Origin of the sequence: Streptomyces sp. SS1-1 (assembly GCF_008973465.1) — a bacterium.
Taxonomy (GTDB): Bacteria; Actinomycetota; Actinomycetes; order Streptomycetales; family Streptomycetaceae; genus Streptomyces.
On the sequence record NZ_WBXN01000004.1, the window covers coordinates 5,849,339 to 5,864,046 of the forward strand.

A 14,708-nucleotide genomic window follows, 5' to 3' on the forward strand; every position below is an offset into this window, starting at 1 on the left:
CCGACGACAGACATACTGATCCTCTCCCGCCTGAACGGACCGTAGGGAACCAGTGGATCGCGTGCACCTCACCCCGCCGACCGCCGCGGACACGGCGGCCCGCGCCGACGCCCTGGCGATCGCCCCGCTGCTCAACTGCCTGCTCCGCGAGGTGGCCGAGCCGCAGCGCGACGGGGCGGCACGGGCGGACGCGCCGGACGACGAGCGGCGGGTGCACCGGCTGCGCGGCTCCGGCCGCCTCCTGCGCGTCCTCGGCGAGCGGCGGCCCGCCGAACCCGAGGTGTTCACCGGCGGCGCCTGGCGCCGCGTCGGCCACGCCGAGCTGGTCAAACTCGTCGCCGACGAGCTGCGCCGGCACACCGGGCAGTCCAACCACGAACTGCCCGCCGAGATGATCGACAGCCGGGACGCGCTGGCCGCCCTGCTCGCCGCCCGCGCGCGGGCCGTACCGCCCGACGACCTCTATCTGCGCTCCGAGCAGTCGCTCCTCACCGGCCACCCGTACCACCCCGCGCCCAAGGCGCGCGGCGGCGGCCCGGTCGCGGCCTGGCTGCCGTACGCGCCCGAGGCGTACGCCCGCTTCCCGCTGACGCTGCTCGGGCTGCGCGAGGACCTGGTCGTCGAGGAGGGCGACACGACCGCCCTGGACGCCCTCGGCGAGGCCCCGCCCGGCTACCGGCTGCTGCCCGCCCACCCCTGGCAGCTCGGCCTCGTGGACCTCGCGCCCGCCTTCGCCGACGGCCGGCTGGTCCGGCTCGGCACGACCGCCTTCGACGCCCGGCCGACGGCCGCGATCCGCACGCTGTACGCGCCGGAACCCGACCTGTTCCTGAAGTTCAGCCTCGACGTCCGCATCACCAACGACATCCGCCGGCTGTGGCGGCACGACCTGATGCGGCTGCGCCGCACCGACGCGGCGGCCACGGCGGCCCTCGCCGGGCAGGACGCGGCCTGGCTGAGCGACCGCGGCTACCGCACCGCCTCGTTCGCCTTCGAGGAGCTGGCGGTCCTGGTGCGCGACGGGCTGCGCGGCCGGGTCCGGACGGGGGCGACACCGCTGCTGGCCGCCGCGCTGGTCGAGGGCTTCGAGGGCAGCCCGCTGGACGCCGGCGTGGACCCGGCCGCCTGGTGGGAGGCGTACCTCGCGCGGGTCGTCCCGCCCGCCCTGACGGCGTTCGACACCCACGGCGTCGTCCTGGAGGCGCATCTGCAGAACACCCTGGTCGCCGTCGACGCGGACGGCCTCCCCGCACAGGCCCTGTTCCGGGACGCCGAGGGCGTGAAGCTGCTCGGCGAGGTGTCCCGGGCGGCGGGCTGGGAGCGGCTGGTGTACTGCCTGGTCGTCAACCACCTCGCCGAGGTCGCCGGGGCCCTCGGCGCCCGCCACCGTCGGTACGACCCCTGGCCCGCCGTCCGCCGCGAGCTGGCCCGGCACGCCCTCCCCGAGATCCCGGCCCTGCTGTCGGCGCCCACCCTCCCCGGCAAGACCAACCTGCTGCTGCGCTGGACGGGCGCGGACGGTGCCGACGCCCGCTATCTGCCGCTGCCGAACCCGCTGTCCACGGCTGGCTGAGCGACGGCCCGGCCCTCGTCGGTCCGGGGCGCATATGGCGCGAAATGGGTACTGGACCCGATGGTCCCGGCCCGCTGCCCCATGTGAGGGTGAGAGTGAACCCCCGGCCTCCCGGTCACCGGAAGGAGGAGGTATGCCGCACCCGACCCGACCGCACCCGGCCCGACCCCCGCTCCCTCGTGGTACCCGACCCCCGCACCGCGACCCCCGTTTCACCCGGGGCCCCGAGACCGGCCGCCCACCGCCGGGCGGCCCGCGCGGCCGGCGTGGCGCCTGGGCGCTGCTGGCCGCCTCGGTGGTGATGCTGACCGCCGGCGCCATGCTCCCGCAGGGCCTGCTCCTCGCCTCCGGCCTGGTCGCGGCCGGTATGGCGGTCCAGATGCTCACCCCGCCCGAGAAGCCGGAGCCCCCGCGCCCCCGCCTCCCGGAGCCGGCCCGCCCCGACGCCCCGGCCGACCGCCCGCCCGACGACGCCTGACGAGACGCGGGCGCGGCACCCCGCGCCCGCCGCCGTGGTCCTGTCCGCCCCGCTGTGGAAGGTGGTGACCCGTGGGGCATGCCGACACCCTGCTCGCGATGGGCGGCGCGTTCGTGGCCGCCGCCGTCCTCGCACGCCTCGGCCGCCGGATCGGCCTGCCGACCATCCCGCTGTTCATGCTGGCCGGGATCCTGCTCGGTCCGCACACCCCCGGCCTGGTCCTGGTGCGGGACGCGCACGACTTCGAGATGCTCTCCGCGCTCGGCCTGGTGCTCCTGCTGTTCTACCTCGGCCTGGAGTTCCAGCTCGACGACCTCCGCAGCGGGGGGAGACGGCTGCTCGCGGCGGGCGGCGTCTATCTGCTGCTGAACGTCGGCGCGGGCCTGGGCTTCGGGTTCGCGCTGGGCTGGGGGCTGCGGGAGGCGCTGGTCCTCTCCGGGGTCCTCGGCATCTCCTCGTCGGCGATCGTCACCAAGGTGCTGGTGGACTCCGGCCGTATCGGGCGCCCGGAGACCCGGCTCATCCTGGGTGTCACCGTGGTGGAGGACATCTTCCTCGCCCTGTACCTCGCCGCGCTCCAGCCCGTGATCAGCGGCGCGGAGGGCATGGGTGAAACGATTCTTCAGGCGGCCAAGGCGTTCGGTTTCCTGCTCGTCCTCGCCATCGCGGCCCGCTACGGGACCCGGCTGATCGGCCGCCTGATCGCGGTACGGGACAACGAACTGCTCGTGATCAGCTTCCTCGGCGCCGCGATCCTCGTCGCCGGTGTCTCCGAGGTGCTGGGCGTGGTGGACGCCATCGGCGCCTTCATGGTCGGCCTCATCCTCGCCGGGACCCCCTCCGGGCCCCGGATCCGCCGTCTGGTGCACCCGCTGCGGGACGCCTTCGCCGCGATCTTCTTCCTCGCCTTCGGCCTGGCCATCAACCCGGCGGACCTCCTGTCCGTCGCCGGTCCGGTCGCCGCGGCCGTCGCCCTCACGGTCGCGATGAACGTGATCGCGGGCCTGTTCGCCGCCCGCCTGTACCGCTACGGGCCCGAGCCCACCGCGAACATCGCCACCACGCTCCTCGGCCGCGGGGAGTTCGCGCTGATCCTGGCCGCGATGGCCGCCACCGCCGGACTCGACGGGCGGCTCGCCCCGTTCATCGCCAGCTACGTCCTCGTCCTGGCCGTGCTCGGGCCCATCCTGGCCGGGCGCGCACACCTGCTCGCCCGCCTCCTGGAGGCCACGCGGGCCGTTCTGCCGCGCCGCGGCGACCGGCCGCCCGAGCGGCCCGAGCCACCGGAACCGCGGGAGCCCGCGGACGACGAGCCAGCGGACGACGAGGCCGCCGAGCCGTCCGGGGCCGCCGCCCGCTCCGGCCCGAGGTGACCGGCGACTATGCTCGGTGCGTACCGCAGCCGGAAGCAGGGGTCGGATGTTGAGAGAGGTCGTAGCCACCCGCTACATCGAGCCCCTGACGTCCGGCGGCTCCGTGCCCGGCGTCGTCGAGGCCGACGACCTCGGCACCTACGTCGTGAAGTTCACCGGCTCCGCGCAGGGCCGCAAGGCCCTCGTCGCAGAGGTGATCGTCGGTGAGCTGGCCCGCGCGCTGGGGCTGCGGTTCCCCGAACTGGTCCTGGTGCACTTCGACCCGGCCGTCGCCGACAGCGAGCCGCACCAGGAGGTGCGGGACCTGCACGCCGCCAGCGCCGGGGTGAATCTCGGCATGGACTATCTGCCAGGTGCCCGGGACTTCACCCCCGAGGTCGCGAAGACGTTCCGCGTGGACCCGCTGGAGGCGGGCCGGGTCGTCTGGCTGGACGCGCTGACCGCGAACGTCGACCGGACCGTGCACAGCTCCAACCTGATGGTCTGGCCCACCCTCGGCACCGTCCCGCCCCGCCTGTGGCTGATCGACCACGGCGCGGCCCTCGTCTTCCACCACCGCTGGGACGCCTCCGACCCGCGGCGCGCCTACGACCTGCGCCACCACGCCCTCGGCCAGTACGGCCCCGACGTGCGCGCCGCCGACGCGGAGCTGGCGCCCAGGGTGACCGGGGACCTGCTGCGGGAGGTCGTGGCCGCGGTGCCGGACGCGTGGCTGGCCGCCGAACCCGGCTTCGCCACGCCGCAGGAGGCCCGTGACGCCTATGTCGCGCATCTGCACAGCCGCGTGCGGGCGTCCGCCGCGTGGCTGCCCACCGGCTTCCCGACCCGGGAGGAACTCGCCGCCGAGGACCGCGCGCGGGCGGCGAGGACACAGCGAGGCCGGCCGGACTGGCTCAAGCAGGTCCCCGACCTGCACGGCAAGCCGGCCGTCGAACAGGACGGATCGGTGCACCTGGGATGAGCGGCCGCGTCGAGATCGAGTACTGCACCCAGTGCGGCTGGCTGCCCCGCGCGGCCTGGCTGGCGCAGGAACTGCTCACCACCTTCGAGGCGGAGCTGTCCGAGCTGGCCCTGCGGCCGGGCAAGGGCGGTGTCTTCGTGGTCCGGGTGGACGGCGAGCCGGTCTGGGACCGGCGCGAGCAGGGCTTCCCCGAGCCGACGGCGGTCAAGCGCGCCGTACGCGACCGAGTGGCCCCGGGGAAGCCCCTGGGCCACTCGGACAAGGCCGGTCCGGACGCCGTCAGCCCGTGAGCCGCTCGTACGCCGGCAGGGTCAGGAAGTCGGCGTAGTCGGCGTCCAGGGACACCTCCAGCAGCAGGTCGTGGGCCTCCTGCCAGTGGCCGGCCGCGAACGCCTCCGCGCCGAGCTCGGCCTCGATGTTCCGCAGTTCCTCGGCGGCGATCCGGCGGGCCAGCTCGGCCGTCGCCTTCTCGCCGTTCTCGAACTCGACGCCCGCGTTGATCCACTGCCAGATCTGGGAGCGGGAGATCTCGGCGGTGGCCGCGTCCTCCATCAGGTTGAAGATGGCGACCGCGCCGAGCCCGCGCAGCCAGGCCTCGATGTACCGGATGCCGACCTGCACGGCGTTGACCAGACCCGCGTACGTCGGCCGGGCGTCGAGCGAGTCGATCGCGATGAGGTCGGCCGCCTCGACGCGCACGTCCTCGCGCAGCCGGTCCTTCTGGTTCGGCCTGTCCCCGAGGACCTTGTCGAACGACTCCATGGCGATCGGGACCAGGTCGGGGTGGGCGACCCAGGAGCCGTCGAAGCCGTCGGCGGCCTCGCGGTCCTTGTCGGCGCGGACCTTCTCGAACGCCACCTTGTTCACCTCGGCGTCGCGGCGGGAGGGGATGAACGCCGCCATGCCGCCGATCGCGTGCGCGCCGCGCTTGTGGCAGGTGCGGACCAGGAGTTCGGTGTAGGCCCGCATGAACGGGGCGGTCATCGTGACCGCGTTGCGGTCCGGCAGGACGAACTTCGGCCCGCCGTCCCGGAAGTTCTTGACGATGGAGAACAGGTAGTCCCAGCGGCCGGCGTTCAGCCCGGAGGCGTGGTCGCGCAGCTCGTAGAGGATCTCCTCCATCTCGTAGGCCGCCGTGATCGTCTCGATCAGGACCGTGGCCCGGACGGTGCCCTGCGGGACGCCCACGTGGTCCTGCGCGAACACGAACACGTCGTTCCACAGGCGGGCCTCGAGGTGCGACTCCGTCTTCGGCAGGTAGAAGTACGGGCCCTTGCCGAGGTCGATCAGCCGCTGGGCGTTGTGGAAGAAGTACAGGCCGAAGTCGACGAGGGCGCCGGGCACCGGCTGCCCGTCGAGCCGCAGGTGCCGCTCGTCCAGGTGCCAGCCGCGCGGGCGCATCACGACGGTGGCCAGCTCGTCGGCCGGACGCAGGGCGTACGACTTGCCGGAGGCGGCGTCGGTGAAGTCGATGGTCCGGCGGTAGGCGTCGATCAGGTTGAGCTGGCCGAGGACGACGTTCTCCCAGGTCGGCGCGGAGGCGTCCTCGAAGTCCGCGAGCCAGATCCGGGCGCCCGAGTTCAGGGCGTTGATCGTCATCTTGCGGTCGGTCGGGCCGGTGATCTCGACACGGCGGTCCTGGAGCGCCGGCGGGCACGGGGCCACCTGCCAGGAGTCGTCGGCGCGGATCGCGGCGGTCTCCGGGAGGAAGTCGAGCGTGGAGGTGCGGGCGATCTCGGCGCGGCGCTCCGCGCGGCGGGCGAGGAGCTCGTCACGGCGGGGTGTGAAGCGGCGGTGCAGCTCGGCCACGAAGGCGAGGGCCGCGTCGGTGAGGACCTCCTCCTGCCGGGGCAGGGGCTCGGCGTCGACGATGGCCAGCGGGGACGGCGCTGGTGCGGACATGAGCTGTCACTTCCTTCAGCGGGCTGTGGGGCGAGCGGTCGAGCGGGAAGGCACCGGGTGCCAGTCTTCCCGGAGGCCGGGGGAAACGCCCGCCGGACGGCCAGGGCGCTTCTGATCAGTGGATACTAGTTTCCTCATGGTGGAAGTTCAATGGTTTGTTGATGTCGAGATTCCCGGTGGCGGACCGGGGTGGCGCCGGGTGCCACCCCGGTCACTCCAGGTGGGCCAGATCGGCCTCCGTGTCGATGTCGTACGGCTCCGCCACGTCCCCGCACTCGACGAGCGTGACCGAACCGGCGTGCTCCTTGAGGTAGGCGCGCGCCCCCCGGTCCCCGGTGGCGGCCGCGCTCACCCCGGCCCAGTGGGCCGCGCCGAACAGCACGGGATGCCCGCGCACGCCGTCGTACGCGGCCGAGACGAGGGACGACTCGTCCCGGTACGCCGCGAGGACCCGCGCGACCGCCTCAGGGCCGATGCCCGGCTGGTCGACCAGCAGCACGAGCGCCGCACGCGCGTCCGCCGCGGCCAGCGAGTCCAGCCCGGCCCGCAGGGAGGAGCCCATCCCCTCGGCCCACTCCGGGTTGTCCACCAGGACGCATCCGTCGAGTCCGGCACGCCGGCGTACGTCCGCCGCGCGCGCCCCCAGCACCACGTGCACGCGCGCGCAGCCGCCCGCGCGCAGCACCCCGGCGGCGTGCTCGACCAGGAGCCGGCCGCGATACGGCAGCAGGGCCTTGGGGCGTCCGCCCAGCCGTCGTCCGCCGCCCGCCGCGAGGAGCAGACCGGCCACCGGGAGGGGTCGTGAGTCCGTCATGCGTCCTGCATACCTGACACCTGCGCGACGGGCCGACCCGCAGGGCTGAATTTCCGTCCGCGCTGTGGCGGAACGGTACGGGGTGGCGTTTACTGACCCGCGTCCCCGGCGCCCGGAGGGGCGTTCGGCGAGGGCGCGCGGCTGGTGGCGCACAACGGCGTGCGAGGGGGAGAGCTTTGTTGCGGAGCTTGGGGCAGAGGTCGGTGACGGGTACGGGCGAGGACCCGAGGGTGGCGGAGCTGCGGACGGCCGTGTCCCGTCTGCGCCGCGAACTCGCCGCGCATCCGGCCGAGTTCCCCGACCGGGGGATCGCCGAGGAGGAACTGGCCGCGCTGGCCGCGATGACGGCCGGCGGGGCACCGGAGGCGCCGCGGCTGCGCCGGTCCTTACTGCTGATCGCCGGTGCCATCGGCTCGGTGAGCGCGCTGGCGCCCGGACTCACCCAGGTGCGGGACGCCGTGGAGATGTTCGGGGCGCCCCCGCGCGGACGCGGCCAGGGCGCGCCCGTGGAGTGAGGCTCAGCTCGCCAGGCCGTGACGGAACGCGTAGACGACCGCCTGGACGCGGTCGCGCAGGTTCAGCTTGGTGAGGATGCGGGAGACGAACGTCTTCACCGTCTCCTGGCTGATGACGAGGGCGGCGGCGATCTCGCTGTTGGACAGGCCGTCCGCGATCAGCCGCAGCACCTCCAGCTCGCGCGGGGTGAGGGGAATGTCCTCGGGGGAGCCCTCCGTGGGGCGGATGCGCGTCGCGTACCGGCCGACGAGCTGGCGGGTGACCTCGGGGTCGAGGAGCGCCGCGCCCATGGCGACCGTGCGGATGCCGTGCAGCAGACGGTCGGGCGGCGCGTCCTTGAGGAGGAAGCCGCTCGCTCCGGCGCGCAGCGCCTCGTAGACGTACTCGTCGAGGTTGAACGTGGTGACCACGAGGACCTTGACGGGGTCGGCGACCCCGGCCCCCGCCAGCAGACGGGTGGCTTCGAGGCCGTCGAGGACCGGCATGCGGATGTCCATGACCACGACGTCCGGGTCGTGCTTGCGGGCGAGGTCGACACCGGTCCGCCCGTCGCCGCACTCGCCCACCACCTCCATGTCGGGCTGCGCGTCGATGATGGTGACCAGGCCCATGCGGATCAGCGCCTGGTCGTCGCAGACGAGCACCCGGGTCGGCGCGGCCCCGGCGGGAGACGGTGTGCTCACGGGCGGCCCCCGGCCGGTATCCGCGCCCGGACCACGAAGCCGCCGCCCGCGACGGCGCCCGCGCTGAACTCCCCGCCGAGCACGTCGACCCGCTCGCGCAGACCGGCCAGCCCCCGTCCGCTGCCACCGACGGCGGCGGCCCGTGAGCCGGTGCCTTCCGTGCCGACCTCCACCGTGATCTCCCTCTTCCCGTGCCGCACGGTGACCGAAGTGCGGCTGCCGTGAGCGTACTTGAGGGCGTTGGTGAGTGCTTCCTGCACCACCCGGTAGGCCACGAGGTCGGAACTGCCGGTGGACTCCGGCGGGGTGCCCTCCTCGGTGAACTCGACCGGCTGGCCCGCCCGGCGGGTCTGCTCCACGAGGGTCAGGAGGCGGCCGACGGCCGGTGTCCTCGGCTCGGCCCCGGCCGAGTCGCCGTTCCCGGTGCCGTGATCGGGGTTGAGCAGGTCCAGCAGGTGCCGCAGGTCGGTGATCGCCCGGCGCCCGGTGTCGGAGACCGCGCTCAGGGACTGCTCCAGCCGCTCGGGCGCGGCGGTCAGATAGCGGGCGGCTTCCGCCTGCACCACCATCGCCGTCACATGGTGGGTCACGACGTCGTGCAACTCCCGCGCGATCCGGGTGCGTTCGGCGTTCCGCGTCTCCACCGCGACCCGCTCGCGGCGTTCGGCCTCCGCCCGCCGGGTGGTGCGCAGCCAGCTTCCGGCGCCCCAGGCCAGGCACAGCGCCATGTAGAAGGTCGTGAACTCGGCGGCGGTCTCGCCCGTGCCGAGGTGGGAGAGGCCCACCGCCAGTGCCACGTACGCCACGGTGAGGCCGGCGACGAAGCTCCGGCGGTGCCGTTCCAGGTGCGAGCCGGTGCTCACCAGCACGATGCCCAGCGCGGAGGCCGCGAACGTGTGGTAGCCGAGGAGCTGGTCGGCGGCGAACCCGCCGGACACCAGGGCCAGGGAGAGGGCCGGCCACCGCCGTCGCACCGCCAGCGGCAGGGACTCCAGCAGGATCACGACGACGGCCAGGGCGTCGTGCGGGCGGTCGGGAACGCCCCCGATGACCGTTCCGTTGCTGCGGAGCGCCGGGAGGAACGAACCGATCAGGAGGAGCAGCCCGAACGGAAGGTCCCGGACGACGACGTCCAGCCGGTACCAGACTCCACCGACGCGCTTGCGGACGCTGCCCAGACGGTGCCGGACGCCGTCCAGGCGGGACCCGTCGGCCGACGGCCGGAGCCGGAGCCCGGCCGTCCGGAGCCCGGCACCGCTCTCGCGGTGTGCGGCTCCGATCGGCCGGTGCTCCGGCGAACCGGCGGTTCGCTGTTCCGTCATCGGGCGAGCGCCTCGAGGGTGTCGGCGCGCTCGGCGCGGCGCCGGGGGACGATGGTGCCGCGGCGGTGGGCCACGACCAGGAAGCAGACCGTCAGCAGCGTGCCGAAGAGCACCGCGTAGACGCTCGCCTCGGGACCGAACTCCCCGCCCGTGATCAGGTGGTTGCCCGACAGGGTGGAGTCCAGCAGGCCGTGCGTCTCGCCGTTGCCGGAGACCTGGGTGCTGAAGACGCCCGACTCCATGAAGTTCCAGGCGAAGTGCACGCCCATCGGCAGCCACAGATTGCGGGTGGCGGCGTAACCGGCGGCCAGCATGGCGCCGGCCTCGACGGCGATGGCCAGGGCGCCGGCCACGGTGGCGTCGTCGTTGAGGAGGTGCATGCCGCCGAACACGAGGCCGGACAGTACCAGGGCGACGTACGTGCCCGTGCCGCGCTCCAGCAGCCGGAACAGCAGTCCGCGGAAGATGATCTCCTCCGTCGAGGCGGCGGCCGCCATGAAGCCGATCAGCCCGACGGCCCCGCTCACCGAGTCGATGCCGTGCACCTCGTAGTCACCGAGGAAGTAGATGTTGCCGATGACGCAGAGGAACATCAGCGTGCCGAGGACCAGGCCCCAGAAGACGGCCCTCGCGGCTCCCTCCCCCCGCAGCTCGGTCACCTCGCGGTTCTCGGTGCGCCCCACGGCCCACCGGTAGACGAAGACCATCACGGCCACGGTGAGGGCGCCCACCAGGAGCGAGAGCCAGGGGTTGTCCTTCACCCCGTTGGCGAGACCGCCGCACAGCGCGTAGACCGCGAAGACGATGACGATCTGCAGGACTGTCTTCCAGGCTTTCATGACGTGGACTCCCCTTCGCCGGTTCCGACTCCGGTTCCTTCTCCGGCCCGCGGCCCGGCGTTCCGCGGTGACTCGAACACTAGGAACGCGGGGTGGGGGGAGTCGTCACCGTGGGGTGGACACTCGCTTGTGGCTCGCGCGGGGGACAGCGGGGCGGGACGTCCCCCGGAAGGGGCCCGCGCGCCGAACGACTGGGCCAGGCGGGTCGGTTCCGTCAGGACTGGTTCTGGCTGGCCAGTGCCTCGGCCAGTTCGCCGGCGATCTGCTGGAGCAGCGGCACGATCCGTTCCGTCGCCGCCTCGGTGACGCGGCCCGCCGGGCCCGAGATCGAGATGGCCGCCGGGGTGGGGGAGTCGGGCACGGGGACCGCGAGGCAGCGCACCCCGATCTCCTGCTCGTTGTCGTCGACGGCGTACCCGGTGCGCCGCACGTCCTCCAGCGCGGCGAGGAAGCCGTCCGGCGTGGTGATGGTCCGGTCCGTGGCGGCCGGCATGCCGGTGCGCGACAGCAGCGCGCGCACCTCGTCCGGCGGGAAGGAGGCCAGCAGCGCCTTGCCGACACCCGTGGAGTGCGGGAGCACCCGCCGGCCCACCTCGGTGAACATGCGCATCGAGTGCTTGGACGGCACCTGGGCGACGTACACGATCTCGTCGCCGTCGAGCAGGGCCATGTTCGCCGTCTCGCCGGTCTCCTCGACCAGCCGGGCCAGATAGGGGCGGGCCCAGGTGCCCAGCAGCCGGGAGGCGGACTCGCCGAGCCGGATCAGCCGCGGTCCGAGCGCGTACCGCCGGTTGGGCTGCTGGCGGACGTATCCGCAGGCCACCAGGGTGCGCATCAGACGGTGGATGGTCGGCAGCGGCAGACCGCTGCTGGCGGACAGCTCGCTCAGGCCCACCTCGCCACCGGCGTCCGCCATCCGCTCCAGCAGGTCGAAGGCGCGCTCCAGGGACTGGACGCCGCCGCTGGACCGGGCGGAGTCGGTGGTGCTGGCGCTGGACGTCGGCACGGCGCGTTCCTTTCGGGACCGGAGGGAAGGGCTGAAGCCTACCCGCCGGTCGGTCGACTCCCCGAGAGGGCGTCTGGGCGTCTTCGTGTTCTGCTTGACGGAAGTGTATTTCCACTTCGTGGAACTGTCCAGAGTCGCCGCGCAGGGCGCACTGTGGAGAAGTGTGCCCTTGACGGCGCCGCGACGGGAGTGAAGACTCCTTCAACAGAACGTTGAAAAACCAGGCGGCAGAGAGGGGTCCGGGTGTCCGACGTCGAACTGGTGCTGCGCTCGACGCGCGTCATCACCCCGGAGGGGACGCGCGCCGCCTCGGTCGCGGTCGCCGCCGGGAAGATCACGGCCGTCCTCGGGCACGACGCCCCCGTCCCGCCCGGAGCGCGGCTGGAGGACCTCGGCGACGACGTCCTGCTGCCCGGCCTCGTCGACACGCACGTGCACGTCAACGACCCCGGGCGCACCGAGTGGGAGGGCTTCTGGACCGCCACGCGCGCCGCGGCGGCCGGCGGCATCACCACCCTCGTCGACATGCCGCTCAACTCCCTGCCGCCGACCACCACGGTCGGCCACCTCCGTACCAAGCAGGCTGTCGCCGCCGACAAGGCGCACATCGACGTCGGCTTCTGGGGCGGCGCCCTGCCGGACAACGTCAAGGACCTGCGCCCGCTGCACGAGGCCGGCGTCTTCGGCTTCAAGGCGTTCCTGTCGCCGTCCGGCGTGGACGAGTTCCCGCACCTCGGACAGGACGAACTCGCCCGGTCCCTGGCCGAGATCGCCTCCTTCGACGGGCTGCTGATCGTGCATGCCGAGGACCCGCACCACCTGGCGGCGGCCCCGCAGCACGGCGGCCCCCGCTACGCCGACTTCCTCGCCTCCCGTCCGCGGGACGCCGAGGACACGGCGATCGCCCAGTTGATCGCCCAGGCGAAACGCCTCCACGCGCGCGTGCACGTCCTGCACCTGTCGTCGTCCGACGCGCTGCCGCTGATCGCCGAGGCCAGGCGGGACGTACGGATCACCGTCGAGACCTGCCCGCACTACCTCACCCTGACCGCCGAGGAGGTCCCGGACGGGGCCAGCGAGTTCAAGTGCTGCCCGCCCATCCGTGAGTCCGCCAACCAGGACCTGCTCTGGCAGGCGCTGGCCGACGGCACGATCGACTGCGTGGTCACCGACCACTCGCCCTCCACGGCCGACCTGAAGACCGACGACTTCGCCACCGCCTGGGGCGGCATCTCCGGTCTGCAACTGAGCCTGCCCGCCGTCTGGACCGAGGCGCGCCGGCGCGGGCACACCCTGGAGGACGTCGTCCGCTGGATGTCCGCCCGGACCGCCGCGCTGGCCGGGCTCGGGCACAAGGGCGCCATCGAGGCCGGCCGCGACGCCGACTTCGCCGTGCTCGCCCCCGACGCGGCCTTCACCGTGGACCCGGCCGCCCTCCAGCACCGCAACCGCGTGACGGCGTATGCGGGCCGGACCCTGCACGGAGTCGTGCGGTCCACCTGGCTGCGCGGCCAACGCGTCTACGCGGACGGCGAGTTCACCGAACCGAAGGGACGTCTCCTCACCCGCACCCCCTGACCCCATCCGACGACGCGAAAGGCAGACCTGATCACCGTGACGGCGATCCCCAGCTTCACCGGCGACGCGAGCCCCTACCAGGGCGGCGACCCGTACGCGGACTACCGCACCGCCGACTTCCCCTTCACCCGGTACGCCGATCTCGCCGACCGGCGCCTCGGCGCCTCCGTCGTCGCCGCCAACGACGAGTTCTTCGCCCAGCGCGAGAACCTCCTGGTGCCCGGGCGCGCCGAGTTCGACCCCGAGCACTTCGGGCACAAGGGCAAGGTCATGGACGGCTGGGAGACCCGCCGGCGCCGCGGTGCCTCGGCCGATCACCCCTGGCCGACGGCCGAGGACCACGACTGGGCGCTGGTGCGCCTCGGCGCCCCAGGCGTCATCCGCGGCATCGTCGTCGACACGGCCCACTTCCGCGGCAACTACCCGCAGGCGGTGTCCGTCGAGGGCGCCAGTGTGCCCGGTTCGCCGTCGCCCGAGGAACTGCTCGGCGACGACGTGAAGTGGACGACACTCGTCCCGCGCACCCCGGTCGGCGGCCACGCCGCCAACGGCTTCGAGGTCCGCGCCGAACAGCGCTTCACCCATCTGCGGCTCAACCAGCACCCCGACGGCGGCATAGCGCGTCTGCGCGTCCACGGCGAGGTCGTGCCCGACCCCGCGTGGCTGGCGGCGCTCGGCACCTTCGACGTCGTCGCCCTGGAGCACGGCGGCCAGGTCGAGGACGCCTCGGACCTGTTCTACTCGCCCGCCACCAACACCATCCAGCCGGGCCGCTCCCGCAAGATGGACGACGGCTGGGAGACCCGCCGGCGCCGCGACCAGGGCCACGACTGGATCCGCTACCGGCTGGCGGCCCGGTCCGAGATCCGGGCCGTCGAGATCGACACCGCGTACCTCAAGGGCAACAGCGCGGGCTGGGCGTCGGTCTCCGTCAAGGACGGCGAGAGCGGCACCTGGACGGAGATCGTCCCGCGCACCCGTCTGCAGCCCGACACCAACCACCGCTTCGTCCTGGAGTCCCCGGCCGTCGGCACGCACGCGCGCGTGGACATCCATCCCGACGGCGGCATCTCCCGGCTGCGCCTGCACGGTTCGCTGACCGAGCAGGGGGCGGCGGGCCTGCGCGCCCGGCACCAGGAACTGGGCGGCTGACAGACGTCGGGGAACGGTCTCGCCCCGCGGCCGGTGGTGCTGTGGGGGGTCCGCGGGGCGAGCGTTCAGTGGTGCGGTACGGCCTGGAGGCCGGACCTCAGCAGCCGTAGTCGATCAGGTCGAAGGTCGCGTAGTGGTCGGCCGTGTAGTAGTCCTCCTGGGACTTCTCGCCGGTGACGATGCGCCGCGCGCCCCGGGTGTCGGAGCCTGGCGTGATCACCGTGTACTCGTGGTAGTAGCCGGTCGACCGGCTCGGCAGGACGCCTTCCCGGTTCTGGAAGACGGTGCCGTCCTGTTCGAAGGGGAAGGGGCCGCCCTGCTCGATGAGGTCCAGGGTGTCGTGCGCCTGCGACGGCAGGGCGCTCTGGCAGATGCTGCCGACGTCGGCCGCCGCCGGGGTCGCGGTGACGGTGCCGCCGACGAGCAGCGCGGACAGCAGGGCCGCCGCGGAGCCGATACGGGTGAGGTGTGGGGGGAATCTCATGGCCGTATGATGACGCGCGTAGAAGAT

General features: G+C 73.4%; 15 protein-coding genes. 8 read left to right on the forward strand and 7 right to left on the reverse strand.

The annotated features are described in order from the left end of the window. Positions 1-52 precede the first annotated feature (52 nt). From F8R89_RS28150 to F8R89_RS28170, 5 genes are all read left to right on the forward strand, one after another. Positions 53-1,573, forward strand: coding sequence for an IucA/IucC family protein (locus F8R89_RS28150; RefSeq protein ID WP_151786578.1), 1,521 nt, complete (start codon positions 53-55; stop codon positions 1,571-1,573). 133 nt (positions 1,574-1,706) lie between these two features. Beyond that, positions 1,707-2,051, forward strand: coding sequence for a hypothetical protein (locus F8R89_RS28155; RefSeq protein ID WP_151786579.1), 345 nt, complete (start codon positions 1,707-1,709; stop codon positions 2,049-2,051). Between the two features lie 71 nt (positions 2,052-2,122). Beyond that, entirely contained in the window at positions 2,123-3,424 is a 1,302-nt protein-coding gene (locus F8R89_RS28160; protein ID WP_151786580.1) for a cation:proton antiporter, read from the forward strand. Between the two features lie 46 nt (positions 3,425-3,470). Further along, positions 3,471-4,385 (forward strand): HipA family kinase, encoded by a 915-nt coding sequence (locus tag F8R89_RS28165; RefSeq protein ID WP_151786581.1) that lies wholly within the window; start codon positions 3,471-3,473, stop codon positions 4,383-4,385. After that, the gene (locus F8R89_RS28170) at positions 4,382-4,675 is read left to right on the forward strand and encodes a SelT/SelW/SelH family protein (protein WP_062666950.1); all 294 of its coding nucleotides are present in this window, start codon (positions 4,382-4,384) and stop codon (positions 4,673-4,675) included. Before F8R89_RS28165 ends, F8R89_RS28170 begins: the two co-directional genes overlap by 4 nt. Here F8R89_RS28170 and aceB read toward each other — a convergent pair. Together aceB and F8R89_RS28180 are read right to left on the reverse strand one after the other, a co-directional pair. After that, positions 4,665-6,287, reverse strand: coding sequence for a malate synthase A (gene aceB / locus F8R89_RS28175; protein WP_151786582.1), 1,623 nt, complete (start codon positions 6,285-6,287; stop codon positions 4,665-4,667). The genes F8R89_RS28170 and aceB overlap by 11 nt on opposite strands. Before the next feature lie 211 nt (positions 6,288-6,498). Continuing rightward, the gene (locus F8R89_RS28180; protein WP_151786583.1) at positions 6,499-7,101 is read right to left on the reverse strand and encodes an NTP transferase domain-containing protein; all 603 of its coding nucleotides are present in this window, start codon (positions 7,099-7,101) and stop codon (positions 6,499-6,501) included. 176 nt (positions 7,102-7,277) lie between these two features. On the opposite strand from F8R89_RS28180, the gene F8R89_RS28185 reads away from it, so the two are divergent. Then, positions 7,278-7,616, forward strand: coding sequence for a DUF5955 family protein (locus F8R89_RS28185; RefSeq protein WP_151786584.1), 339 nt, complete (start codon positions 7,278-7,280; stop codon positions 7,614-7,616). Between the two features lie 3 nt (positions 7,617-7,619). Here F8R89_RS28185 and F8R89_RS28190 read toward each other — a convergent pair whose 3' ends face one another. From F8R89_RS28190 to F8R89_RS28205, 4 genes are all read right to left on the reverse strand, one after another. Continuing rightward, complete coding sequence (locus F8R89_RS28190; protein WP_151786585.1) at positions 7,620-8,300, reverse strand: response regulator; 681 nt, start codon at positions 8,298-8,300, stop codon at positions 7,620-7,622. Continuing rightward, positions 8,297-9,622: a sensor histidine kinase gene (locus F8R89_RS28195; protein WP_151786586.1), complete on the reverse strand. Its 1,326-nt coding sequence runs from the start codon at positions 9,620-9,622 to the stop codon at positions 8,297-8,299. Before F8R89_RS28195 ends, F8R89_RS28190 begins: the two co-directional genes overlap by 4 nt. Then, positions 9,619-10,461, reverse strand: a complete 843-nt coding sequence (locus tag F8R89_RS28200) for a CPBP family intramembrane glutamic endopeptidase (protein WP_151786587.1) — start codon at positions 10,459-10,461, stop codon at positions 9,619-9,621. The genes F8R89_RS28195 and F8R89_RS28200 overlap by 4 nt, the downstream gene beginning before the upstream one ends. A 214-nt stretch (positions 10,462-10,675) precedes the next feature. Then, positions 10,676-11,467 carry an IclR family transcriptional regulator gene (locus F8R89_RS28205; protein ID WP_151786588.1) on the reverse strand — a complete coding sequence of 264 codons (792 nt, stop codon included), beginning with the start codon at positions 11,465-11,467 and terminating at the stop codon, positions 10,676-10,678. Positions 11,468-11,710: 243 nt separating this feature from the next. Here F8R89_RS28205 and allB point away from each other — a divergent pair, with 243 nt between their 5' ends. Next, the gene (allB, locus tag F8R89_RS28210; protein ID WP_151786589.1) at positions 11,711-13,045 is read left to right on the forward strand and encodes an allantoinase AllB; all 1,335 of its coding nucleotides are present in this window, start codon (positions 11,711-11,713) and stop codon (positions 13,043-13,045) included. Between the two features lie 36 nt (positions 13,046-13,081). Continuing rightward, positions 13,082-14,197 carry an allantoicase gene (gene alc, locus F8R89_RS28215; protein ID WP_151786590.1) on the forward strand — a complete coding sequence of 372 codons (1,116 nt, stop codon included), beginning with the start codon at positions 13,082-13,084 and terminating at the stop codon, positions 14,195-14,197. Between the two features lie 97 nt (positions 14,198-14,294). Here alc and F8R89_RS28220 read toward each other — a convergent pair whose 3' ends face one another. Beyond that, positions 14,295-14,681: a ribonuclease domain-containing protein gene (locus F8R89_RS28220; RefSeq protein WP_151786591.1), complete on the reverse strand. Its 387-nt coding sequence runs from the start codon at positions 14,679-14,681 to the stop codon at positions 14,295-14,297. Positions 14,682-14,708 lie beyond the last annotated feature (27 nt).

Bases quoted from the DNA above. Each gene is read 5' to 3' on its own strand.
- F8R89_RS28155 (WP_151786579.1), top strand. From the start codon at position 1,707: ATGCCGCACCCGACCCGACCGCACCCGGCCCGACCCCCGCTCCCTCGT.
- F8R89_RS28180 (WP_151786583.1), bottom strand. From the start codon at position 7,101: ATGACGGACTCACGACCCCTCCCGGTGGCCGGTCTGCTCCTCGCGGCG.
- F8R89_RS28200 (WP_151786587.1), bottom strand. From the start codon at position 10,461: ATGAAAGCCTGGAAGACAGTCCTGCAGATCGTCATCGTCTTCGCGGTC.
- F8R89_RS28170 (WP_062666950.1), top strand. From the start codon at position 4,382: ATGAGCGGCCGCGTCGAGATCGAGTACTGCACCCAGTGCGGCTGGCTG.
- F8R89_RS28220 (WP_151786591.1), bottom strand. From the start codon at position 14,681: ATGAGATTCCCCCCACACCTCACCCGTATCGGCTCCGCGGCGGCCCTG.
- F8R89_RS28165 (WP_151786581.1), top strand. From the start codon at position 3,471: ATGTTGAGAGAGGTCGTAGCCACCCGCTACATCGAGCCCCTGACGTCC.
- aceB (WP_151786582.1), bottom strand. From the start codon at position 6,287: ATGTCCGCACCAGCGCCGTCCCCGCTGGCCATCGTCGACGCCGAGCCC.
- F8R89_RS28195 (WP_151786586.1), bottom strand. From the start codon at position 9,622: ATGACGGAACAGCGAACCGCCGGTTCGCCGGAGCACCGGCCGATCGGA.